Origin of the sequence: Vibrio sp. ECSMB14106, from assembly GCF_000972265.1 — a bacterium.
Taxonomy (GTDB): domain Bacteria; phylum Pseudomonadota; class Gammaproteobacteria; order Enterobacterales; family Vibrionaceae; genus Vibrio; species Vibrio kanaloae.
Map to the genome: position 1 here is coordinate 188,175 of NZ_LAUM01000006.1, position 22,991 is coordinate 211,165.

The 22,991-nt window shown below is 45.3% G+C and carries 19 protein-coding genes; 9 read left to right on the plus strand and 10 right to left on the minus strand.

From position 1 onward, the window contains the following. Positions 1 to 64: 64 nt before the first annotated feature. Entirely contained in the window at positions 65 to 1,129 is a 1,065-nt protein-coding gene (wecA, locus tag WR49_RS06695) for a UDP-N-acetylglucosamine--undecaprenyl-phosphate N-acetylglucosaminephosphotransferase (protein ID WP_046223487.1), read from the minus strand. Between the two features lie 352 nt (positions 1,130 to 1,481). Between wecA and gpmM the strand changes: the two genes are divergently transcribed. Beyond that, positions 1,482 to 3,014, plus strand: a complete 1,533-nt coding sequence (gene gpmM / locus WR49_RS06700; RefSeq protein ID WP_046223488.1) for a 2,3-bisphosphoglycerate-independent phosphoglycerate mutase — start codon at positions 1,482 to 1,484, stop codon at positions 3,012 to 3,014. Between the two features lie 124 nt (positions 3,015 to 3,138). Here the strand turns inward: gpmM and WR49_RS06705 are convergent, their stop codons facing one another. Beyond that, complete coding sequence (locus tag WR49_RS06705) at positions 3,139 to 4,476, minus strand: MATE family efflux transporter (protein WP_046223489.1); 1,338 nt, start codon at positions 4,474 to 4,476, stop codon at positions 3,139 to 3,141. Positions 4,477 to 4,737: 261 nt separating this feature from the next. On the opposite strand from WR49_RS06705, the gene WR49_RS06710 reads away from it, so the two are divergent. The 3 genes from WR49_RS06710 (at position 4,738) to gdhA (ending at position 8,581) form a co-directional block, all read left to right on the plus strand. After that, positions 4,738 to 5,028 (plus strand): co-chaperone GroES, encoded by a 291-nt coding sequence (locus WR49_RS06710; RefSeq protein ID WP_010433998.1) that lies wholly within the window; start codon positions 4,738 to 4,740, stop codon positions 5,026 to 5,028. Between the two features lie 51 nt (positions 5,029 to 5,079). Then, positions 5,080 to 6,726 carry a chaperonin GroEL gene (gene groL, locus WR49_RS06715; RefSeq protein WP_046223490.1) on the plus strand — a complete coding sequence of 549 codons (1,647 nt, stop codon included), beginning with the start codon at positions 5,080 to 5,082 and terminating at the stop codon, positions 6,724 to 6,726. Positions 6,727 to 7,228: 502 nt separating this feature from the next. Then, positions 7,229 to 8,581: an NADP-specific glutamate dehydrogenase gene (gene gdhA, locus WR49_RS06720; RefSeq protein WP_046223491.1), complete on the plus strand. Its 1,353-nt coding sequence runs from the start codon at positions 7,229 to 7,231 to the stop codon at positions 8,579 to 8,581. Between the two features lie 144 nt (positions 8,582 to 8,725). Here gdhA and WR49_RS06725 read toward each other — a convergent pair whose 3' ends face one another. Continuing rightward, complete coding sequence (locus WR49_RS06725; protein WP_046223510.1) at positions 8,726 to 10,021, minus strand: methyl-accepting chemotaxis protein; 1,296 nt, start codon at positions 10,019 to 10,021, stop codon at positions 8,726 to 8,728. Between the two features lie 310 nt (positions 10,022 to 10,331). Between WR49_RS06725 and WR49_RS06730 the strand changes: the two genes are divergently transcribed. Further along, positions 10,332 to 11,348: a sensor domain-containing diguanylate cyclase gene (locus WR49_RS06730; protein WP_046223492.1), complete on the plus strand. Its 1,017-nt coding sequence runs from the start codon at positions 10,332 to 10,334 to the stop codon at positions 11,346 to 11,348. A 245-nt stretch (positions 11,349 to 11,593) separates the two neighbouring features. Continuing rightward, positions 11,594 to 13,162 (plus strand): sensor domain-containing diguanylate cyclase, encoded by a 1,569-nt coding sequence (locus tag WR49_RS06735; RefSeq protein ID WP_046223493.1) that lies wholly within the window; start codon positions 11,594 to 11,596, stop codon positions 13,160 to 13,162. 62 nt (positions 13,163 to 13,224) lie between these two features. Here the strand turns inward: WR49_RS06735 and rnk are convergent, their stop codons facing one another. Then, positions 13,225 to 13,635, minus strand: a complete 411-nt coding sequence (rnk, locus tag WR49_RS06740) for a nucleoside diphosphate kinase regulator (RefSeq protein WP_017055385.1) — start codon at positions 13,633 to 13,635, stop codon at positions 13,225 to 13,227. Between the two features lie 874 nt (positions 13,636 to 14,509). On the opposite strand from rnk, the gene WR49_RS06745 reads away from it, so the two are divergent. Beyond that, a complete protein-coding gene (locus WR49_RS06745) occupies positions 14,510 to 15,067 on the plus strand; it encodes a VC2662 family protein (protein WP_017055384.1) in 558 nt (185 codons plus the stop codon). Between the two features lie 195 nt (positions 15,068 to 15,262). Here WR49_RS06745 and epmB read toward each other — a convergent pair whose 3' ends face one another. Next, a complete protein-coding gene (gene epmB, locus WR49_RS06750) occupies positions 15,263 to 16,285 on the minus strand; it encodes an EF-P beta-lysylation protein EpmB (protein WP_046223494.1) in 1,023 nt (340 codons plus the stop codon). Between the two features lie 33 nt (positions 16,286 to 16,318). On the opposite strand from epmB, the gene efp reads away from it, so the two are divergent. Continuing rightward, positions 16,319 to 16,885, plus strand: coding sequence for an elongation factor P (gene efp, locus WR49_RS06755; protein WP_017055382.1), 567 nt, complete (start codon positions 16,319 to 16,321; stop codon positions 16,883 to 16,885). Between the two features lie 180 nt (positions 16,886 to 17,065). Here the strand turns inward: efp and frdD are convergent, their stop codons facing one another. Genes frdD through frdA form a run of 4 tightly spaced genes read right to left on the minus strand, consistent with a single transcriptional unit; the run spans position 17,066 to position 20,440 of the window. Continuing rightward, a complete protein-coding gene (gene frdD / locus WR49_RS06760) occupies positions 17,066 to 17,443 on the minus strand; it encodes a fumarate reductase subunit FrdD (protein ID WP_017055381.1) in 378 nt (125 codons plus the stop codon). Between the two features lie 12 nt (positions 17,444 to 17,455). Beyond that, on the minus strand, positions 17,456 to 17,839 hold the full coding sequence (gene frdC / locus WR49_RS06765; protein WP_017055380.1) for a fumarate reductase subunit FrdC: 384 nt from the start codon (positions 17,837 to 17,839) through the stop codon (positions 17,456 to 17,458). A 1-nt stretch (position 17,840) separates the two neighbouring features. After that, positions 17,841 to 18,620 (minus strand): succinate dehydrogenase/fumarate reductase iron-sulfur subunit, encoded by a 780-nt coding sequence (locus WR49_RS06770; RefSeq protein WP_017055379.1) that lies wholly within the window; start codon positions 18,618 to 18,620, stop codon positions 17,841 to 17,843. Further along, positions 18,620 to 20,440: a fumarate reductase (quinol) flavoprotein subunit gene (gene frdA, locus WR49_RS06775; RefSeq protein ID WP_046223495.1), complete on the minus strand. Its 1,821-nt coding sequence runs from the start codon at positions 20,438 to 20,440 to the stop codon at positions 18,620 to 18,622. The genes WR49_RS06770 and frdA overlap by 1 nt, the downstream gene beginning before the upstream one ends. A gap of 500 nt (positions 20,441 to 20,940) precedes the next feature. Between frdA and epmA the strand changes: the two genes are divergently transcribed. Continuing rightward, positions 20,941 to 21,912, plus strand: a complete 972-nt coding sequence (gene epmA / locus WR49_RS06780) for an elongation factor P--(R)-beta-lysine ligase (RefSeq protein WP_046223496.1) — start codon at positions 20,941 to 20,943, stop codon at positions 21,910 to 21,912. A gap of 89 nt (positions 21,913 to 22,001) precedes the next feature. Here the strand turns inward: epmA and WR49_RS06785 are convergent, their stop codons facing one another. Beyond that, positions 22,002 to 22,889 carry a DMT family transporter gene (locus WR49_RS06785; RefSeq protein ID WP_046223497.1) on the minus strand — a complete coding sequence of 296 codons (888 nt, stop codon included), beginning with the start codon at positions 22,887 to 22,889 and terminating at the stop codon, positions 22,002 to 22,004. Positions 22,890 to 22,991: the final 102 nt, after the last annotated feature.

Sequence of the window (22,991 nt, forward strand, 5' to 3'; positions counted from 1 at the left end):
ACGCGCGCCTGTATTCTTGTCACGAGCGCCTGTAGCCTCAAGCGGTCCTACTCGTGAAAAATATTTAATACACTTTTTCAGGAAGGTTGCGGCTGCGTCTAATCCAACTGGTGATACGCCATACATAGCTCATGGCGACAGCGTATGAAGCAAAGCAAGCCATAAACAAGATAAACATCGTGGATTCAGAAATGTTGAGGAACTCACCGTAGATCCCGAAACCGGCAAAGCCACTCGCAATGAAACAAATAATGGCCAGTGTTTGGCGGGATGTAAAACCAAGACGTTGGAAGATGTGGTGTAAGTGTTCTCTGTCGGGTTTGAATGGAGAACTGCCGCGTCTTATGCGTCTGAACATGATAGCGGCCATGTCCATGAGTGGTACTGCAATTAACCACAATGCGGTAATCGGTCGCATCATTGATTCTGATGAATTTTGGCTTGCGCCTAGCAGTAACCAAATCACAGTAAAACCAATCATCATGCTGCCGGCATCGCCCATGAATACTTTACGTTCTCGCCCAAGAATACCGAGGTTCATTAAGATATAAGGGATGGTCGCGACAATAAACACCACGCATAAATACGCTAAGCCGTGCTGACTGTCTACTTTGAGCAAAATGGCGATCCCTCCAAGGGTTACAATGGCAAGCCCCCCTAATAATCCGTCAATACCATCCACCATATTAAAAGCATTAATGGCACCAATTACGGCTAAAATCGTCACAACTGGGCTAAGAAGCCCTAAATGCATCTCTCCGAATCCTAATAAGTTGCCTATGTGTTCGAGTCGAATATCGGCAAAGTACATCATGCAAATGGAGAGGATGGCTTGAACCATAAGCCGTATTTTGAAGCTAATATCGAACTTGTCATCGAGTGCCCCGATAACAATAAGCGCGGCGATAGAAGCTAAAAAGATCTCACTATGAGGGATAACATTGGGATTGGTGACGAGGAATTGGCCTATTGATAAACTTATCGCTATTCCACCAACAAGTGGAATAGCACCTGTATGGAATTTTCTTGCGTTCGGCTTATCGACTAAGCCGACGGCTTTCGCCACTTTTCGCATCAAAAAGAGCGACGAAAAGGAGAAGAAGCCAACAAATGACAACTCTAATAACATGATGAACTCTAGCCAGTATTTTATATTATTTTTGAATGCGTGTATTTTACGTGAAACCGACTCTCATGTACACTTGGTTGATTATGTTTTGTGCAATAAATAACGTTGGTTGTGTTTGTCTCAGTTATGGGATTGCCTGTATAACAGGTCAGAGCTGTTTAAGTCGATAGACGCGTTATTTGTGTTAGGTTAAGTGGTATCGCTAAATACAAAATGATGATTTTTTTCATGTTCAGTTGCCCGACCTGCGCCCTTTCTTGATCTTCCGCTACAGTTTTGACTGTAAACTGTAGTAAAATTACGCTAATTTGTTTCTATACCGATTTATTTTGAATTGAACGAGGTCAGTCCTATGTCAGCTAAGAAGCCAATGGCTCTAGTGATCCTTGACGGTTACGGTTACCGTGAAGACAACCAAGACAACGCGATCGCGAACGCGAATACACCAGTAATCGACGGTCTTATCGCTAACCAACCTAACACGCTAATCTCTGCTTCTGGCCTAGATGTCGGCCTACCTGATGGTCAAATGGGTAACTCAGAAGTGGGTCACACCAACATTGGTGCGGGCCGCGTGGTATACCAAGATTTAACGCGTATTACGAAATCCATCGCAGACGGCGAATTTGGTCAAACTGAAACGCTAGCGAACGCGATTGATAAAGCGGTAAAAGCGGAGAAAGCCGTGCACATCATGGGCCTTATGTCGCCAGGTGGCGTTCACTCTCATGAAGACCACATCTACGCAGCGGTTGAAATGGCCGCTGAACGTGGCGCAGAGAAAATCTACCTACACGCATTCCTAGATGGCCGTGATACGCCGCCACGTAGCGCAGAAAACACATTAGCGCGCTTCCAAGCGTTATTCGCGAAACTAGGCAAAGGCCGCGTGGCTTCGCTTATTGGTCGTTACTACGCAATGGACCGTGATAACAACTGGGATCGCGTTCAAGAATCTTACGACCTGCTGACTCAAGCAAAAGCGGAATTCACATTCGACACGGCCGTAGCTGGCCTAGAAGCGGCTTACGCTCGTGAAGAAAACGATGAGTTTGTTAAAGCAACGGAAATCAAAGCGGAAGGCGAAGAGTCTGCGGCTATCGTTGATGGCGATGCGGTTATCTTCATGAACTACCGTGCCGACCGTGCGCGTGAAATCACACGTGCGTTCGTGCCTAATTTCGACGGCTTTGAGCGTAGCGTATTCCCAGCAATCGACTTTGTGATGCTGACTCAATACGCTGCCGATATCCCGCTTCTATGTGCATTCCCACCGGCTTCTCTAGAGAACACGTACGGTGAGTGGCTATCGAAAGCAGGCAAAACGCAGCTACGTATTTCTGAAACCGAGAAATACGCGCACGTGACGTTCTTCTTCAACGGAGGTAAAGAAGACGAGTTTGAAGGCGAAGAGCGTCAGCTTGTGGCTTCTCCAAAGGTAGCAACTTACGACCTACAGCCAGAAATGAGCGCGCCAGAGCTAACTGACAAGTTGGTTGCAGCAATTAAAGGCGGCAAATACGACGCTATCGTGTGTAACTTCCCGAACTGTGACATGGTTGGCCACACTGGCGTTTACGATGCAGCGGTTAAAGCCGTAGAGTCGCTAGACGAATGTCTTGGTAAAGTGGTTGCAGCCATCAAAGAAGCCGATGGCCAGCTGCTAATCACTGCGGACCACGGTAACGCGGAAATGATGGTAAACCCAGAAACGGGCGGCATCCACACGGCGCACACTAACTTACCAGTGCCACTTATCTACGTGGGTAACAAAGACGTTGAGTTTAAAGAGGGCGGTAAACTGTCTGACCTAGCACCAACCATGCTTTCTTTATCTGGTATTGATATCCCAGCTGAAATGTCAGGTGACGTGCTCGTTAAATAGTCAGTAGTTAAGTAATGGTTTGGCTCAGCGGTTCACGTTGAGCTTTAACGATTTTGAAAGCCCGCACTTCAAAGTGCGGGCTTTTTTATAGATGCGAGATACGAGTAAACGGGATGCGAAGAACTTACCCGCATCTCGAATCTTTCTCTACTCGAAGCGCAAAGCAGTATCCGGTAATACCGCCGACAATATTCCCCAAGGCTAAGCCAATAAACAGCCCTTCGACGCCATCGATTTGGCTGCCTATCCACGCAAAAGGTAAGATAAACACAAACAGGCGCATGAAGCTCCATTGGAAGGCTTTTAGTGGTTGATGCATCGCGTTCATGCCGCTGATCAGCATCATCACAATACCTTGGAACCCATAGCTAAAGGGTACAACTAGCAGGTAATGCCATAATATGCCTCGCACCGACTCTTCTTGAGAGAACAGAGCGGCCAAAGGAATGCTCAGCGGTACCATCATTAAGAAAACCAAACCTTGGAACAATACGGCAAAACGCATGCTCAAAAAGAGCCCGTCAAAGCTGCGTTTAGGGTTGTTTGCGCCAAAGTTCTGCGCCATGAAAGGGGTCAGGGCCGAGGTGAGAGACATTAATACGATGATAAGAATCGATTCAATACGTTGCGCTGCGCCGTAAGCGGCCACGGCTTCAGTGCCTTGTTTGGCTAACATCATCATGATGATAGCGCCAGCAAGTGGGTTTAGGGCATTAGAGAGTGCGGCTGGGGTGCCTATTTTTAGGGTCTGTCGCCAGTCATTGATGATATTGGCCAGTTTAGGGGGAGCCAACAGTTTCTCTCGTATGGTTAACACATACAGTGAGCCACACAAGGCCCCAAACCAACTAAAACCGCTGGCAATGGCTGCGCCTTGAATCCCCAGCTCAGGAAAAGGCCCATAACCAAAAATCAGTAGCGGATCTAAGACGCCATTGATCAGCCCTGCGATCATCATAATTTTGGCTGGCGTTTTGGTGTCGCCGCTGGCTCGTATGGCGCTGTTGCCTGCCATTGGGATAACCAGTAGTGGGATCGCGAGATACCAGACCAACATGTATTCCGATATCAGCGGCAATAACGCTGGCTTTGCCCCTAACTGGGTAAACATAGGTTCTAAGAAAATAATACCCAGCGTTGAAGCGCAGCCGATAAGCAGTAAGGCAAGCAGTAAGCTATGACAGGTAAAGCGGGCGGCATTTTGCGCGCTGCCTTGGCCAAGTAATCGGCCAATACACGTCGATAAACCAATACCAATGCCCATGGTGATGCAGTTGATGGCAAAGGTAACCGGAAAAGTAAAACTGACCGCCGCTAAGGCTTGGGTGCCAAGCAACGAGATAAAGAAGGTGTCGACTAGGTTAAACATCAAGATCGCCACCATACCGAAGATGGTCGGTATGGTCATAGTGCGCAGAGTGTTTGCTATCGGGGCGGTTAAAAGCCCGTGCTTATCTTGCATGTAAAACGCCGATTGAAACGAAAAACGTAGGATAAATCAGAATGAATCAAATGTAGAGAGCGGATAAACAGATGCGGGATAGGGAGGCTTCTTTTTTCTTTTTTCGCTACTCGTTCATTTGCATCTCGAATCTGCTCTTTCGATCACAATTTTTATCTTTTCCCCCTTGGGATCTTCCACATTGCCCCCAACATATTGAGTAACCTCATGCCAATCGTGGCAACTATCATATTAAATGGAAATTATCAGGAGATACGACCGATGAATATCCGTCCTCTACACGACCGAGTTATCGTTGAGCGCCAAGAAGTTGAATCTAAGTCTGCTGGTGGCATCGTTCTAACTGGTTCTGCCGCTGAAAAATCAACGCGCGGTATTATTCTAGCTGTTGGCAAAGGCCGCATTCTAGAAAACGGTTCAGTACAACCGTTGGACGTTAAAGTTGGCGACACCGTTATCTTTGCAGAAGGCTACGGCACTAAAACTGAAAAGATCGATGGCAAAGAAGTTCTGATCATGTCTGAAAACGACATCATGGCGATCGTTGAGTAATCCGACCCATAAAACAGAACTGACTGAATAAAGAATTGAAAGGAAATTAAGATGGCTGCAAAAGACGTTAAATTTGGTAACGACGCTCGTATTAAAATGCTAGAAGGTGTAAACGTTCTGGCTGACGCGGTAAAAGTAACGCTGGGTCCTAAAGGCCGTAACGTTGTTCTAGACAAATCATTTGGCGCACCAACTATCACTAAAGATGGTGTGTCAGTGGCTCGTGAAATTGAACTTGAAGACAAGTTCCAAAACATGGGTGCACAAATGGTGAAAGAAGTGGCTTCGCAAGCGAATGACGCGGCGGGCGACGGCACAACAACAGCAACAGTATTGGCTCAGTCTATTATCGCTGAAGGCCTAAAAGCGGTTGCTGCTGGCATGAACCCAATGGATCTTAAGCGCGGTATCGACAAAGCGGTTATCGCAGCGGTTGAAGAGCTGAAGAACCTTTCTGTGCCATGTTCAGACACTAAAGCGATTGCTCAAGTCGGTACTATCTCTGCAAACTCTGACGCAACAGTCGGTAACATCATTGCTGAAGCGATGGAAAAAGTAGGTCGTGATGGCGTAATCACGGTTGAAGAAGGTCAGGCTCTGCAAGACGAGCTAGACGTAGTAGAAGGTATGCAGTTCGACCGTGGTTACCTGTCTCCTTACTTCATCAACAACCAAGAAGCGGGTTCTGTTGATCTAGAAAGCCCATTCATTCTTCTTATCGATAAGAAAGTGTCGAACATCCGTGAACTGCTTCCGACTCTAGAAGCAGTAGCAAAAGCATCTCGTCCACTTCTTATCATCGCTGAAGATGTAGAAGGCGAAGCGCTAGCAACGCTTGTTGTGAACAACATGCGTGGCATCGTGAAAGTGGCAGCGGTTAAAGCGCCTGGCTTCGGTGACCGTCGTAAGTCTATGCTGCAAGATATCGCTATCCTAACGGGCGGTACGGTTATCTCTGAAGAGATCGGCCTAGACCTTGAGAAAGTAACGCTAGAAGACCTAGGTCAAGCTAAGCGCATTACTATCACTAAAGAGAACTCAACCATCATTGATGGCGCGGGCGAAGAAACAATGATTCAAGGTCGTGTTGCTCAAATTCGTCAACAAATCGAAGATGCAACGTCAGACTACGACAAAGAGAAGCTTCAAGAACGTGTCGCTAAGCTAGCTGGCGGTGTTGCAGTGATCAAAGTGGGTGCTGCAACTGAAGTTGAGATGAAAGAGAAGAAAGACCGCGTTGAAGATGCCCTTCACGCAACTCGCGCTGCCGTTGAAGAAGGTGTGGTTGCTGGTGGTGGTGTTGCACTTATCCGCGCGGCATCTAAAGTTGTTGGCCTTGAAGGTGACAATGAAGAACAGAACGTCGGTATCCGCGTTGCACTGCGTGCAATGGAAGCGCCTATTCGTCAAATCACGAAGAACGCAGGCGATGAAGAGTCTGTGGTTGCGAACAACGTTCGTGCTGGCGAAGGTAACTACGGTTACAACGCGGCGACTGGCGAATACGGCGACATGATTGCAATGGGTATCCTAGACCCAACTAAGGTAACTCGCTCTGCACTTCAGTTCGCAGCGTCAGTTGCTGGTCTTATGATCACAACAGAAGCGATGATCACAGATAAGCCTCAAGACGCAGCGCCTGCAATGCCTGATATGGGTGGCATGGGCGGTATGGGTGGCATGGGCGGTATGATGTAATCATCCCCCTGACTTAATCCTATAAAGTCTGAAAAGCCCCGTAGGCCTAGCGCTTACGGGGCTTTTGTTTGTTTTGAGTTTCTATAGTATTCAATGGAAGATCATAATTTCTAAGGTTCTTAAGGGGTTAATGAGGGGAGAGTAGTTTTTGAAATCAAATTGCCAGATGATACAGCCTTAAGATCTTATATTGGCTTATATGCTTAATCACGTTCGATAAGAGCGTGACATATTACGTAAGCGATGTTAAGTATAGAAAAGCTCACATCTTCTTTACCCAACAAAGCTAATACCTAATAATAAACATTCATCGAAGTTACGCAATTAAATGACTGACTTGTGATGAAAACGGTTATTAAATGACTCTCCCAAGCCTATAAATTCAAATAACCTCAAGGTGTTGCACTTATGTGCAGCTACCTCTGTTAAAGATGTGCTCTCAGAAATAAGTACCGTGAAATAATATGGATATACATTTTTAAACATAGCAAGGATGAATAATATGCAACATATACACAATACGATTGTTTCATTACAACATAGTAGCCCCGCGCAAAAAGAGTTTTATCAAGCGGTAGAAGAAGTTCTATCTTCTCTTACACCGGTTATCGAAAGCAATCGTCAATATCAAGAACAAGCGATTATTCAAAGAATTGTAGAGCCTGAAAGGCAGATCATTTTTCGTGTACCTTGGGTTGATGATGCCGGAAACGTGCAAGTCAATAAAGGCTATCGCATAGAGTTTAACTCGGCATTAGGCCCATACAAAGGAGGGCTAAGGTTTCACCCATCAGTAAACGCTAGTGTCATTAAGTTCCTTGGTTTTGAGCAAATATTCAAAAACGCACTGACGGGATTACCTATTGGTGGCGGCAAAGGTGGCTCTAATTTTGATCCCAAAGACAAATCTGATGGTGAAATCATGCGTTTTTGTCAATCTTTTATGAACGAACTATATCGTCATATTGGCCCTGTTACTGATGTGCCAGCAGGTGACATCGGTGTCGGTGCTCGTGAAATTGGCTATATGTTTGGCCAATACAAGCGTTTAACCGGCCGTTACGAAGGTGTGTTTACTGGTAAAAGTTTACTCTGGGGGGGCTCCCTTGGGCGCAAAGAAGCGACTGGGTATGGCGCCGTTTACTTTGCCGAATACATGCTTAATGATCGTCAAGATACGCTGAAAGGTAAAAGGTGTCTGGTATCTGGTGCTGGTAACGTTGCGATTTACGCTATCGAAAAGCTTTATCATATTGGAGCACTTCCAGTAACTTGCAGTGATTCTCGCGGGACGATCTATCATGAGAAGGGCATCGATCTTAAGTTACTGAAAGAGCTCAAAGAAGTGAAGCGCTGCTCCTTAGAAGAGTACTTAAGTACTTATCCTGAAGCGGTCTACACTCCAGTCGATGATTATCCTCTTGATGGCCATGCAATATGGCGTTATCAAGCGGACGCTGCATTTCCGTGCGCAACACAAAATGAACTTACTTTAGCCGATGCGCAAGCGCTTATGAGTAACGGTTGTCGATTGATCTGTGAAGGTGCGAATATGCCAACCACTCAAGAAGCGGCGAATGCAATTGTTGATTCCAAAATTGCGTACGGTCCTGCTAAAGCGGCAAACGCAGGCGGTGTTGCGACCAGTCAACTTGAAATGGCGCAAAATGCCAGTATGCAAAAATGGACGTTTGAAAAGGTAGATTCTCATCTACAAGTCATAATGAAGAACATTTTCACCAGTGCGAATGAGACCAGTAAAGAGTTTGGACAACCTGGTAACTTGGTACTCGGTGCGAATATTGCGGGGTTTAGAAAAGTTGCTGATGCAATGATCGAGCAAGGCGTTGTTTAAACATTCTACTCGTAGTAAAAAGTCAGTGTTTAGTCACTGACTTTGTTGTTTTTATACCTGACGACATGAACCCTCATCGAGTTGACCATAGAGTGTCATCTCGCGGGTTAGAATGTCGAGAATATGCCGATCGTTAAATTTTGATTATTGCTGGCTATTAGAAAGATTCATCACCGTGCTCGAAACATTCTCTGCACCTTTATGGATCTCATCCATGACGGTCGAGACTTCGGTAATCTTGGCATTGCCTTCTTCCGTAATGGATGACATTTCGGTCATCATATTGGTCACCTCGTTGATGAGTTGCTGATTTTCTTCGACGACTTTGATTATTTCGTTTGTCGAGTCTGAAGTTCGAGACGCGAGTTGTCTTACTTCGTCAGCGACAACGGCAAAGCCTCTCCCGTATTCACCAGCTCTTGCGGCTTCGATGGCGGCGTTGAGTGCCAATAAATTCGTTCTCGCTGCGATCTCTTGAATTGTAGCGACAATATTTTGAATGCTTTTCGAGCTGTCATTGAGTGAATGCACCTTTTGAGAGGTACTGGCCGCTTTTTGGGATACCGTCAAAGAGACCTCGACCGAATCGGCAAGCAGTTTCGATCCTTCCAGTGCTATTTGCGCTGTTTCTAGTGATGTTGAGTAGGCCACCTCTGAAGCTTCAGCAATCGCATGGCTTCGTTCAATACGATCAGTGATATTACTGGCAAGTTTGACTATTTTCACCACATGACCAGCTTCATTCATGATGGGGTTGTAGCTGGCCTCAATCCAGATGCTTGCTCCGTTAGAGTTGCGACGTTGAAAAAGCCCCGACTTTACCTGTCCTTTTTGTAATTCTTGCCAGAAGTGAGGGTGATTATTATAGAATTCCTCAAAACAGAACATGCGATGATGTTTACCTACCACCTGGTTTTCTCTGTAACCCAACGTATTTAAAAAGTTTGAGTTGGCGGTCAGTATTGTCCCTTCAGGATCAAATTCAATAATCGCTTGTGACTTGTCTAAGGCAGAAAACAACGCATCATTTTTTTTGTTTTGCTCGTTGATCTCTGTGATATCAGAAGCCAGTTTTGCTACGCCAGTGACACGACCATCTGAATTTTTGATCGGTAAATAGGTCGCTTCTAGAACAACCGTGTCACCTTGCTTATTTACTCTCTCGAACGTGCCTTCTTTTGAGACACCATTGGCAAGATCTCGCCAAAAGCTTTGATAAAGCGAAGAGCGAATATAGCTATCCGTACAGAGCATTTTGTGGTGCTGCCCTTTTACCTCATCTAATGAGTACCCGACAAGCGTTAAAAAGGGCGCACTGGCATTTTGGATGACGCCTTCAGGGGTAAACTCGATCCATGCAACATGCTTTTTTAAAGACTGATAAACATTGTCGGAATGGCTAGGTTTTATCTCTGGCTTTTGCTTCTTAGTAAAAAACACCACTGACCTTACTTAAATAGGAAATATACGAATCAAATGAAATTGATGCGATTATACACAGTTGCAACGAATGTTTAAGGGGGCGTATCGGTGTGCTTGAGTGGTTTTGATTTTGATTTTGATTTTGGTTTGAGCGAGGTAAATGAAAGCACTAAGATCATTCATACGTATTTGAAAGTTGCCCCTTCAATAACGTGATGTCTGACCAAGAAAGAAAAAGACATTAAAATTAAATGTGTTACTAAGGCATAGAACCCCGCGATTTTTTTCTTTATATTAAGACACCACTTCCACAAATTTTGTCAAGATCATGCAAGCCGATTTGAACATCATTGCCGAATTTGAAAAAAAAATTGCAGAACTCGAAAAAGAGAATGTTGATCTCAAACGACATAATGCTCGCCTGCAAGAAAAGTTGAATGCCGCACTCGACAGTAATGGCTTGTGTTTGTGGGAGCACCATGTCTCTTCAGGACAACTCACTATCTTTAATATGGATTGGGGAAAAATGCTCGGCTACCAACCGCATGAGCTGACAGCGACATTTGAAACTTGGAAAAATAACTTACACCCTGATGATTATCAGCAGGCGATGAAAGCTTTTGAAGAGCATCTAGCGGGAAGGTGTGATTTGTATGAAGTTGTTTACCGAATGACCCACAAAGATGGTGGTGATAGCTACGTGTACGACAGAGGTCGTGTTGTCGAGTTTGATACCAATGGAGTACCGCTTAGAATTATGGGTACGCACATCGATATCACCAAAGAAAAACGCTTTGAACAACAGTTAGCGACTTTGGCCTCTATCGATAGGTTGACGGGGTTATTCAATAGACAAGCCATCGAACAACGTTTTCGTGAGATGAAAAGCGCGGATACGTTAGTTAAAGCGGCGATGATCTTTATTGATATCGACAACTTTAAAGCGGTCAATGACACATTAGGACACCAGGCGGGCGACCAGGTGTTGAGTTTTATTGCTCAGCGTTTAGGTACGCTAGCCTCTGACGTCGCTTCTCTAACTTCTGATTTAGCTAAACCATACTCTGAACCGGCGCAAATCGGACGAATTGGTGGGGATGAGTTTGTCATTTTGTTTCCCGATATGGAACCAGATCAAGTCACTCACTTTTGTGAAGAGTTGTTGCAAAAGGCGGTACCTGAAAGCAATCAAATGCTGACGGGTGTCGCCATTGGAATGAGTATCGGTGTGTGTTTCTTTAACCAAGGTGATCATCACTTTGATGACGTTTACCAGCAATCTGATTTGGCTATGTATCAAATTAAGAAGAACGGTAAAAATGGAGTGAAAATCCTGCACCTTTGATGAAAAGGACACTGCATTCTGAGCCCCGTTTTTGAACATGATGTCTTGTTGTGATAGGTGCGTACTGGTTTTATATTTTCCTTTTCTGAGATGATAAAAAAATATATACATATGAGCTCGGACACTTATTGGTGGTAAGTGCAGCTTAGTATCTATATTTCTACTTCTGCGAGGAATTGACTGAGAATATTAACTTTAAATGTTAATGTGGCTAAAAATATAGTGGCAAGAAATGGATAAAAACAATGTTAGAAAAGGTTAATTTAAGAAAGTTAATTCTAGTCTTGTGTGTATTTTCCGCAATGGTTACTTTGTTGAATGCGTTTTACTCACTTTATCAAGTGCAGCGAGATATCATCATTAATACGACGCTTGAGTCGAATCGAGTTTATGCTAAGAAGATGGCAGAAATGACGGATGTTTTTCTTGATTCCGCGATGACACAACTTGAATACAGTGCAAAAGCCTTATCTGACCTCACCAATGATAAGGGTGTGTTGGTAGAGGAAACGAAACGACTCAAAAATCAAACAAATATGTTTAACTCCGTTGTCGTTGTAAACTCTGATGGTGTGATAACGGCAGTTTCTCCTGAAACCATTAAAGTGCAAGGGAGCAAGTTGAAGAGTGAAAGCGCACTTCAATCATTAGAAGCTAAAGCACCTATGGTGACGGACCCTTTTGTATCTCCTGCCGGTAATTATCTTATTAGTCTGTCATACCCTATTTTTTCGAGTCAAGGGACATATCTCGGGTATATCAGTGGGAGCATTTATCTAGAAACGGCGAATATACTAGGAAAGTTGTTGAATGAGCATAGTTATGCGGATGGCTCGTACCTTTACGTTGTGGACCGACATGGCACGTTGATTTATCACCCAAATAAATCAAGGATCGGTCAAGTCATCACAAGCAATCGCGCAATCAATACTGTGGCAAAGGGAGAAAGTGGCAGTCTAGATATTGTGAACTCTTTGGGTATTCAAATGTTGGCAGGATTTGCTCCTGTCTCTCAGTCCAGCTGGGGCATGGTTGCTCAGAGATCGAAGCAAAGTACGATACTGACAGTGAATCAACAAATGAAAGAAGTGTTCATCACAACGCTTCCTGTTGGGGGGCTGACATTAATGTTTATTTGGTTTTTTTCTAGCTTTATATCCAAACCGTTAAAACAATTAGCCATGGCCGTAAAAGAGGCGGGTAGCCATTCACGTACGGTGAACAACGTAAAGCAAATCCACTCTTGGTATTTTGAAGCATCACAACTTAAGAGTAGCTTTATCAAAGCCTTTGGGGTCGCGTTTGAGACGATTGACACGCTTCATACCGCAAGTTTAACGGATTCGATGACCGGTTTATTAAACAGAAGAGGCTTAGATAAAGCGATTGAGAGATTACAATCTCAAGCTATCCCATTTTCTATTCTCGCATTGGACATCGACTTTTTTAAATCAGTTAATGATAACTTTGGCCATGATGCTGGTGATGATTTATTAAGACGTTTTGCGCAATTGATGAAAGAGCAATCTCGAGAACAAGACTTGTTGTTTCGAACTGGTGGAGAAGAGTTTATTATTTTTTTACTCAATTCCGATGTTCAAGATGCTTTTAAATCTGCAGAACGGTTACGTAGAAAGGTGGGGCTATACGACTTTGCGGGTATAGGAAGCGTTACGGTTTCTATTGGTGTTGCTTTTTGGGGCAACGAGCAACAATCCATTCGCTCGACGTTAAAAGAAGCGGATACGGCCTTATATCGTGTAAAAAACAATGGCAGAAACCGCTCTGAGATTTTCTCTCGGCCGGGGTCGTGAGCGACAGGGAGTACTGGTGTTCTTAAAATGCTCAAGTGGATTCATTTGAGCATTTTTTTTCGCTACAGGCGGTATTCGCCAGCCCTTTCTGGTTGGTATGTAATATCTAGGATGGTGACATCAACTTGAGACCCATCTGGCTTCGTCCATTGAATGGAATGGCCGGTGGATAGGCCAATCAAAGCACTCCCTATCGGCGCTAAAATTGAGATTTTTGTGCCGCTACTGTCCACGTCTTTTGGGTAAACCAAAGTCAAAGAAAACTCTTTCTTTGTTGCATCGATTGAAAATGTCACTGTTGAATTCATCGTGACTATGTTGTCAGGCAGTTGATCGGGCTCAAGAATGGTCCCACGCTCCAATTCTTGTTCGAGTTGCTCTGTAGACGGGCTGTTGCGTGGTAAAGACTCAATCAGGTCATAGATTCTATCGACATCTAAGGATGAGAGTGTGATATCCGGTTTCGTATTCATATTTTCCTCATAAATAATAGCGCTGACGTGTTAGACAGCGCTAAGCATTAAACTAAGTATTTGATCTAACGTCTTATTACTCAGTCAACATTAAAGTAAATAGGAGGTTAGACAGATAAAACCACAACTTGGATGACCGTGTTTTGGATGACAGTGTTTTTTGATGACAGTGTTGTTGCTCTAATCCATCCGTGTTGTGGTCTAGTAAGTGAGTGTTAATCCAATGTTTGAGTAACGATAGATTGAGTCGGTGTGTTGTGAAATAAACACTTTCGCAAGGTAGCCTAAAGTTGGTCGTGTTTTTAGACACAACTCTCTATCTGAAACGTATTTGGGTGGTGAGCTTATCGGTGTTTGTACGGTTTTGTATTAAGTGAGAATTATCACTGACCATTCGGCTCGAAGTAGAAGTGCCGTCACGATAAGCTTTTTGGTCAACACTTTCCCCATGGAGATGACTCTACTCTAGATACCCCTGAAATCAAGCTCGAAGTGCGATACTTCATGGGTCAGATAATCAATTGTTGAGAATAAGAGATATCAATCAAAAACATGGTGTTTGGTTCTCATCGGATTCTCAATTTATAGGGTATTAAGCGTCCACAGTGGCAAAGAATGATGACCTGGTTAACCAGAACCTTCCGGTTGTATGGTTGTATGGTTGTCTGGGGATAGGGGGCTTCATTGCGCTTTATGAGTTTAAAGCTATATTCAACAGTATAGTCATGACATTGTTTTAACATGGGTGACTGTATAATAAAGGACAATAGACGCTTGATTTAGAATGTATAAATCAGGTTAATAATAAATCCAAGCAACAATAAATCAAAGCAACAATAAATCTAGGCAATAATAAGTCAGTGGAGACTCCCCAATGAAAAAACTACTTTCGATACTTGCTGTTTCTGCAGCAGTGATGGCACCAGCAGCATTTGCTTCTTCGCCTGTTATGTTCTCAACGATCAACGGTTTTAACGCACCAGACGCCGATGCGGTTGGCGGTGTACGTGTTGCGCTTCTTCACGGACAAGTGAGCGATCTAAAAGGCCTTGATCTTGCCGTTGTTGGTATGTCTGAAACGCAAACCACAACCGGTGTCAACCTGGGTATTTTCGGCGCATCAAAAGTGAACCAAGAGATGACAGGTGCTTCACTTGGCTTCTTCAACTGGAATACGGGTAACACAACAGGTGTAAACCTAGGTGCCGTGAACATTACTAACGATGTTAAAGGTGCCAACGTAAGTTTCGTCAACTACTCTGAAGGTAACACTTTGGTTGATGTAGGTGCCGCGAACTTATCTGAAGTATCAACCGTTCAGGTGGGTATTTTCAATAAAACAAACAAGATTGAAGGCGTACAAGTTGGTTTGATCAACTGTGCTGACAACGGTTTCTTCCCATGTTTCCCAATTATTAACTTCGCTAAATAATTGAGTTTTCGTTTGTTATTGAAAAATCGAACTAATGACTAACGCCTAAACCTATGGTTTAGGCGTTGTTTTAATAACGGTTTATAGCTCATGTCACCAAGGTTTAGTTTTCGCTACCTTCTAGTTCATTGAGTCGAAAGGCTCGAATAGGGGCGGTGACTCTGAGTCGATACGATCTGAATAGGTACGAAGACTCTATTCAATGTGTAGGTCGAGTAGGGTTTTGCTGCTGCGCCCGCCGATCTCGCGAGTCAATTTGGGCACCAGGTAGCCAGAAACCTCAGAGATTAAGCCTTTAAAGTGATGCTTTGCTTCTTCATCCGAGATATGGAAATGCGCCGCGCCCTGTACTTTATCAAGCACATGCATGTAGTAAGGCAATACACCGGCATCGAATAGCTTTTCGCTTAATGCTTTCAATGAGTCAGCACTGTTGTTGACCCCTTTCAACATCACACCTTGATTAAGTAGAGTCGCACCAGTTTGTTTTAGTTTGTGAAAGGCTTGCTTGAGCTCTGCATTGATCTCATTGGCATGGTTAATATGGCTAACCATGACGATATTGAGCGGCGTTTGTTTGAGTAGCAGACACAACTCATCAGTTATTCGAGCAGGAATCACCACAGGTAAGCGACTGTGGATACGCAACGTTTTGACATGTGGAATGGCCTCAATGGCTTGCACTAGCCATTCGAGTTCGCTGTCTTTTGCCATCAGTGGGTCTCCACCCGATAAGATCACTTCGTTGATCTCTGGGTGCTCTGCGACATAGTCGAGGCTGGTTTGCCACGCTGACTTTGATCCCTTGTTATCTTGGTAAGGGAAGTGACGGCGAAAGCAGTAGCGGCAGTTAATCGCACAGCCACCTTTTACAATCATGAGGGCGCGGTTTTTGTATTTGTGCAGTAGCCCGGGAATGGCGTTGTCTTGTTCTTCTAATGGATCGGCGGAGTAGCCGGGATGAACCTCAAACTCTTCGCTGAGCGGTAAAACCTGTCGCAGTAAAGGATCATGTGGGTTGCCTTTTTCCATTCGCTCAACAAAGCTTATGGGCACTCGAAGCGAAAACAGCTCACGCGCCGCGAATCCTTTTTGCCACGGTGCAGGGTCTATTTCTAATACTTCGAGCAGTTTTGTCGGGTCAGAGATCGCATTCGATAGCTGTTTGAGCCAGTTTTGCTCAACAGATTCGACTTTTCGGGTTATGATATGCGGCATTGAAATCAACTCAAAGATGTGTAAGAGGAAATCATGGCGTCAGTAAGCACCAATGAATTCAAAGGCGGTTTAAAATTCATGATGGATAACGAGCCTTGCTCAATTATCGAAAATGAATACGTTAAGCCGGGTAAAGGCCAAGCGTTTAACCGTGTAAAACTTCGTAAACTGCTGTCAGGCAAAGTGTTAGAGAAAACATTTAAGTCAGGCGATACCGTAGAACTAGCCGACGTTATCGACGTTGAACTAGGCTACCTATACAGCGACGGCGAATTCTACCACTTCATGAACAACGAAACATTCGAGCAAATCGCGGCTGATGTAAAAGCAGTGGGCGAGACAGCAAAATGGTTAGTTGAAAATGACGTTTGTACTCTAACGTTGTGGAATGATAACCCTATCACAGTAACTCCACCAAACTTTGTTGAGATCGCAGTAACTGAAACCGATCCTGGCCTGAAAGGCGACACACAAGGTACTGGCGGTAAGCCTGCAACTCTAGCAACTGGCGCGGTAGTTCGCGTACCTCTATTCATCGCAATCGGTGAAGTTGTTAAAGTTGATACTCGTACTGGCGAATACGTTGGTCGTGTGAAGTAATTGACTTCAAGTATCTGAAAAAGGTCGCTTAGGCGGCCTTTTTTGTATCTGGAGATCGGGGAGAACCGAGCCAGAGAGATATGAGGTGTAACCAATAGCAAAAAAGCAGAACAAGATAATCTTGTTCTGCTTTTAGTTTTAGAGCTTCGAGGCTCGTTTACTCGAATTTCGAATCTGCTTTTAAATCATAAAAATGAAAATAACAGACAATGCGCTAATTAGGCCTGCGAAGAAGTAGCAACCCACTTTACCCGCAACGCCGACGTGGAACTTAAGGTCGTGCATACCGTGATGAAGACGGTGCATGGCGTGCCACATTGGCAGTGCTAACGTGCCGATGATGAATAGCGCACCGATAATGCTGGTGGCAAATTCAGAGACACGTTCGTAGCTCATCGCGTTAGCGTCAATAATGCCCATTGGCACTAAGATACCAAGCACTAAGATCGTGATGGGTGTGATCATCGCGAACCACGTACCGCCAGCGCCGAATAAGCCCCACCAGATTGGCTCGTCAGAACGTTTAGGAGCACGATTTACTTTGTAGTTTGTGTTCATAACGAAAGCTCCTTACACCACAACAAGAACGATTAAAGAAATAAAAGCCACCGCTGCCCACTGAGTCAGTACGATGATTCTTTTGTCCACCAATTTACCTTTCAGGCGGATCGGCATTACTTGAGGCATCATGCTGAAGAAGGTTTGAGCGTGCATCAAGCTACCTAGCAGTGCCACGATATTAATACCGACAACGATAGGGTTCGCCATAAAGCTCAACCAACCAGCCCACGCTTCAGGGCCTTTCACTAGTGCACCCAAACCGAAGGTTAGGAACAGAGTGAACAGAATCAAAGGCAGTACAGTTGCTTCACGTAGCATGTAGAAGCGGTAGAACGGATGGTTGCTCCACCACGTTCTCTTCATCTCACGAACATAAGGCTTACGATTGCTCATCTTATGCCTCCTCTGTTGTTTTTACTTGGTTCTTGCTAACTGAAGTGCCGTCTGGTTTGAACATCGAGATAACGAAGTCCATTGAAGACTCAACTTTGCCTTGGTTTACCGCTGCTGCTGGGTCTACTTTCTTCGGACACACTTCAGAGCAGTAGCCGACGAACGTACAGCCCCAAGCGCCGTTTTCACCGTTGATAAGCTGCATACGTTCAGCTTTACCATTGTCACGGCTATCGAGGTTGTAACGGTGAGCAAGAGTCAGTGCCGCAGGGCCGATGAACTCAGGGTTTAGACCAAACTGAGGACACGCTGCGTAACAAAGACCACAGTTGATACAACCAGCGAACTGTTTGTATTTCGCCATTTGTTCTGGCGTTTGAATGTTAGTGCCGTCTTCAGGCTTACGATCGTTACCAATGATGTAAGGTTTGATCGCTTCAAGGCGCTCGATAAACGGCGTCATGTCGACAATCAAATCTTTCTCGATTGGGAAGTTCGCAAGTGGTTCGATCGTTAGGCCGTTCGGGTAGTCACGTAAGAAGCTCTTACACGCGAGTTTTGGCACACCATCAACCATGATGCCGCAAGAGCCACAAATCGCCATACGACAAGACCAGCGGTAAGAGAGGTCTTTATCTTGGTAGTCTTTGATGTAACCAATCGCATCAAGTACTGACATAGTGTCATCAAAAGGCACTTCGAAAGTCTGCATATGAGGTTCTGCATCTTTCTCTGGATCGTAGCGCAGGATGTTTACTTTTTGGATACGGTTCGCTGACATTATGCTTGCTCCTCTTCACGCTTGTCGTTTGCCTCAGCGGCTTTTTCTGCTGCTGCGGCTTTCTCTGCGGCTTCACCGTACAAACGCGCTTTCGGTTGAGACTTAGTAATCTTCACATCGCTGTAGTCGATGGTTGGTGCTGAGTCTTCTTGGTAGAAAGAAAGCGTGTGTTTGAGGAAGTTCACGTCGTCACGCTCAGTGCAGTTGTCATCTAAACGCTGGTGTGCACCACGAGACTCTTTACGAAGAATCGCTGAGTGAACCATCGCTTCTGCCACTTCAAGGCCGTAACCCACTTCGATAGCGTAAAGTAGGTCCGTGTTGAACACTTTGCCTTTGTCTTTAATGCTGATCTTCTTGTAGCGCGCTTTCAGTTCAGTGATTTTGTCGATGGTTTCTTGCATCAAGTCTTCTTGACGGTAGATACCACAACCCGCTTCCATGGTGTGACCCATTTCAGTACGGATATCAGCCCAGTTCTCATCGCCTTCTTGATTTAAGATACCAGCGATGCGATCTTCAACCGCTTTCACCTGCTTAGCGATAGATTCTTCATTCCAACCTTTGAATTCCGCAGCGCGTTTCACGGCGTGTTCACCGGCAACGCGGCCAAATACCACGAACTCAGCCAGAGAGTTAGAACCTAGGCGGTTTGCACCGTGTAGGCCAACTGACGCACATTCACCCACGGCGAATAGGCCTTTGATGCGAGTTTCACAAGTGCCGTTGGTTTCAATACCCCCCATGGTGTAGTGAACCGTCGGGCGAATAGGGATTGGCTCTTTTGCAGGATCAACGTTGACGTACGCTTTTGCTAGCTCACAGATAAACGGTAGGCGTTCTTGTAGGTACTCTTCACCAAGGTGGCGAAGGTCAAGGTGTACCACATCACCAAGTGGGTGCTTGATGGTGTTGCCTTTCTGCTGCTCGTGCCAGAATGCTTGAGAAACTTTGTCACGAGGACCCAGTTCCATGTATTTGTTTTTCGGCTCGCCCACTGGAGTTTCAGGGCCCATGCCGTAATCTTGCAGGTAACGGTAGCCGTTCTTGTTGACGATGATACCGCCTTCACCACGGCAACCTTCGGTCATCAAGATGCCAGTGCCAGGTAGGCCTGTTGGGTGGTATTGAACGAACTCCATATCACGCAGTGGCACACCGTGGCGATAAGCCATTGCCATACCGTCGCCCGTTACGATGCCGCCGTTGGTATTGCAGTGGTAAACACGACCTGCGCCACCGGTTGCAAGAACAACGGATTTCGCTTTGATGGTAACAAGCTCACCTTCAGACATATGAATCGCGATTAGGCCTTGAATTTCGCCTTCCTCTACGATCAAATCCACCACAAAGTACTCATCAAATCGTTTGATTGTGTCGTACTTCATCGAAGTCTGGAACAGAGTATGAAGCATATGGAAGCCGGTTTTATCCGCCGCGAACCACGTTCTCTCTACCTTCATACCGCCGAATCGGCGCACGTTTACTTCACCGTTTTCTTTACGACTCCATGGGCAGCCCCACTGCTCCATTTGGATCATTTCGCGAGTCGAGTTTTCAACAAAGTATTCAACAACATCCTGTTCACATAGCCAGTCGCCACCGCCAACCGTATCGTTGAAGTGGTTATCTAGGCTATCTTCGTCTTTAATTACTGCTGCTGAACCGCCTTCTGCTGCCACCGTGTGCGAACGCATTGGGTAAACTTTAGAAATCAGTGCTACTTCCAATTCAGGATTAGCTTCAGCCGCAGCAATCGCTGTACGAAGACCAGCGCCGCCTGCGCCGATGACTGCGATATCTGTGGTAATTGTCTTCACAGTTATTCTCCAGTGTGATGCGGAGTATTCCGCTTGTTATTATAAAAAGCTTATTGATCGTACTGACTAATTGGTAGCTCTTACTAATTGGTAGCTCTTACTAATCGATAGCACGTAAACGGCATCAACCGTTTATCACCCCTAAGCCTTAAGTGGTAGGTTCAGTGTAAGAGAGGATGGTCTTTGAAAAGTTGATGTATTTGGGTTTTTAGGTCGGTAATGCATATGGAAGCATAGAATTTATAGGTTATGTGACTGCAATCACGGCAATGAACTATTGATAGCGTTCCTCCTACAAGGCGTGTGTTAACAGCTTGTTGAGTATGGTTTTCGTTATCAATATTCTCATCGTGCCAACATCGATAAATGTGTTGTAGTACGTGATTTTCTTGCTTCATCAAAACAAGGTGCTGGTTTGATAAGGCAAAGATAGAAGCTTACAAAAGAGGCGAAAAGTGGTAATTTTCGTTGCCTATCATTCAGTAATATGGAACTCGATAATGCACTCCACATGGCAACCAGCCGCCACTATTAAGCAGTTAAAGCAACGTGCTGATATCCTTAATCAAATCCGTCAATTTTTTGCAGAGCGAGATGTGATGGAGGTGGATACGCCTGCGATGAGCCACGCCACGGTGACGGATGTGCATTTACATACTTTTAAAACAGAGTTCGTAGGGCCAGGTTATGCGCAGGGTCAGCCACTGTTCTTTATGACAAGCCCAGAGTTTCATATGAAACGACTGTTAGCGGCGGGCAGTGGCTGTATTTACCAAATTTGTAAGTCTTTTCGTAATGAAGAGAACGGCCGTTACCACAACCCTGAATTTACGATGCTGGAGTGGTATCGAGTGGGGTTTGATCACCACGATTTGATGGACGAAATGGACCTGCTATTGCAGCAAATCCTCAAGTCGGGCACAGCCGATCGAATGACCTACCAGCAAGCCTTTATTGATGTGCTCGGTGTGTGTCCGCTGGAAGACTCGATGGCGACTTTAAAGCAAGCCGCAGCGAAACTGGGTCTTAGTGATATTGCGGACCCTGAAGGAGATCGCGATACCTTACTGCAATTGCTGTTCAGCGTGGGTGTTGAAGAAGAGATTGGTCAAACAGTGCCTGCGTTTGTTTATGATTTCCCGGCATCGCAAGCAGCGTTAGCTAAGATCAACCCTGATGATTCACGAGTGGCGGATCGCTTTGAGGTGTATTTCAAAGGCATCGAGTTAGCCAATGGCTTCCATGAGTTAGACAAACCACAAGAACAACTGCAACGTTTTGAAGATGACAATGACAAGCGTATCGAGATGGGTTTAGCGCCTCAACCGATTGATCATCACTTGATTGAGGCATTAACAGCGGGCTTACCCGATTGTGCGGGTGTGGCGTTAGGTATCGATAGGCTCATCATGCTGGCTTTGGGTTATGACCATATCGATGATGTGACCGCTTTCCCTTTCCCGCGTTCTTAGCTTTCGGTTTTTACTGAGAGTTAATCGTCATTCGCTATTAACTCTCAGCTTCGAATTCGCTTCACTAGCTGACTAGGGTTCCTGAGCCACTAGCTAACCAGGATACCAGTACCAAGTACGGCAACAATGGCACCGATCCAAGCGTAAGCATTCGGCCTCCGTTTGCTGTAAAGCCACAGTATTGGTAACAACATGATGGGGGTGGTTGATGACAGTAGAGCGACCATGCCAACATTACCTTCCTGCAGTGCATACAAGATCAGTGTCATTCCCAGCGCCATCGCTAAAAAACCGTTAACCGCGGTGATGGCGAATATTTGTCCATTCATCGGATTCAGTGCTCGCGAATGCTTGGCTCCGGTTAAGCGAAATAGTGAGTGAGCAATAAAGGCGGTGATCATTCGAATCGCTGAAGCGGCAACTGGGTCAATCTCTGTTTGCATGATAGGTTTTGCAATGATGCCACCCAGCGCTTGGCAAATCGCGGCGGTAATGCCTAGAGCGACACCAACCCACACTGTGCCCTTGATGGTTTCGAGTTGGTTTTGAGATTGACCTCGTCGACCAAAGAAGATGGCCGTTAACACACCACTAAACACCAACGCCGAGCCAATCAGCTCCATCGAAGTCATGCTTTCACTAAACAGGAAGTAACCAAGAATGGCGGAGAATACGGCGTGGCACGAGAACAGCAAACCCGCTTGGCGTGGCCCCATTCGGTTTAAACAGGCAAATAGGGCGGTATCGCCAATGAAGATACCAATCAGGCCAGAAAGCATCATAGGTGTCACTAGGTCGGCCTCGACACTTGCCCAGCCACCGGTAAACCAAGCCATGCTCGATAAGATGACCGCAGTGCAACCCATGCGCCAGCGGCTATAGGCGAAAGAACCTAAATGTTGAGCCGGTTTTACTGACATTAAGCTCGCAATCGCCCAGAGAAAAGCGGCCGCTAGAGCTAACCATTCAAATCCCATGTCATTAACATCCTTGTGTCTGGGATAAATTAGCTCATCAATATGCATCAAACCGAACGGAGAACAAAGTGATTCTTAATAAAAGAACCATGAACGTTTACA

What these genes read in the sequence shown, in the direction of transcription:
- wecA (WP_046223487.1), bottom strand. Translation starts at nt 1,129, where the DNA reads ATGTTATTAGAGTTGTCATTTGTTGGCTTCTTCTCCTTTTCGTCGCTC.
- gpmM (WP_046223488.1), top strand. Translation starts at nt 1,482, where the DNA reads ATGTCAGCTAAGAAGCCAATGGCTCTAGTGATCCTTGACGGTTACGGT.
- WR49_RS06705 (WP_046223489.1), bottom strand. Translation starts at nt 4,476, where the DNA reads ATGCAAGATAAGCACGGGCTTTTAACCGCCCCGATAGCAAACACTCTG.
- WR49_RS06710 (WP_010433998.1), top strand. Translation starts at nt 4,738, where the DNA reads ATGAATATCCGTCCTCTACACGACCGAGTTATCGTTGAGCGCCAAGAA.
- groL (WP_046223490.1), top strand. Translation starts at nt 5,080, where the DNA reads ATGGCTGCAAAAGACGTTAAATTTGGTAACGACGCTCGTATTAAAATG.
- gdhA (WP_046223491.1), top strand. Translation starts at nt 7,229, where the DNA reads ATGCAACATATACACAATACGATTGTTTCATTACAACATAGTAGCCCC.
- WR49_RS06730 (WP_046223492.1), top strand. Translation starts at nt 10,332, where the DNA reads ATGCAAGCCGATTTGAACATCATTGCCGAATTTGAAAAAAAAATTGCA.
- WR49_RS06735 (WP_046223493.1), top strand. Translation starts at nt 11,594, where the DNA reads ATGTTAGAAAAGGTTAATTTAAGAAAGTTAATTCTAGTCTTGTGTGTA.
- rnk (WP_017055385.1), bottom strand. Translation starts at nt 13,635, where the DNA reads ATGAATACGAAACCGGATATCACACTCTCATCCTTAGATGTCGATAGA.
- WR49_RS06745 (WP_017055384.1), top strand. Translation starts at nt 14,510, where the DNA reads ATGAAAAAACTACTTTCGATACTTGCTGTTTCTGCAGCAGTGATGGCA.
- epmB (WP_046223494.1), bottom strand. Translation starts at nt 16,285, where the DNA reads ATGCCGCATATCATAACCCGAAAAGTCGAATCTGTTGAGCAAAACTGG.
- efp (WP_017055382.1), top strand. Translation starts at nt 16,319, where the DNA reads ATGGCGTCAGTAAGCACCAATGAATTCAAAGGCGGTTTAAAATTCATG.
- frdD (WP_017055381.1), bottom strand. Translation starts at nt 17,443, where the DNA reads ATGAACACAAACTACAAAGTAAATCGTGCTCCTAAACGTTCTGACGAG.
- frdC (WP_017055380.1), bottom strand. Translation starts at nt 17,839, where the DNA reads ATGAGCAATCGTAAGCCTTATGTTCGTGAGATGAAGAGAACGTGGTGG.
- WR49_RS06770 (WP_017055379.1), bottom strand. Translation starts at nt 18,620, where the DNA reads ATGTCAGCGAACCGTATCCAAAAAGTAAACATCCTGCGCTACGATCCA.
- epmA (WP_046223496.1), top strand. Translation starts at nt 20,941, where the DNA reads ATGCACTCCACATGGCAACCAGCCGCCACTATTAAGCAGTTAAAGCAA.
- WR49_RS06785 (WP_046223497.1), bottom strand. Translation starts at nt 22,889, where the DNA reads ATGGGATTTGAATGGTTAGCTCTAGCGGCCGCTTTTCTCTGGGCGATT.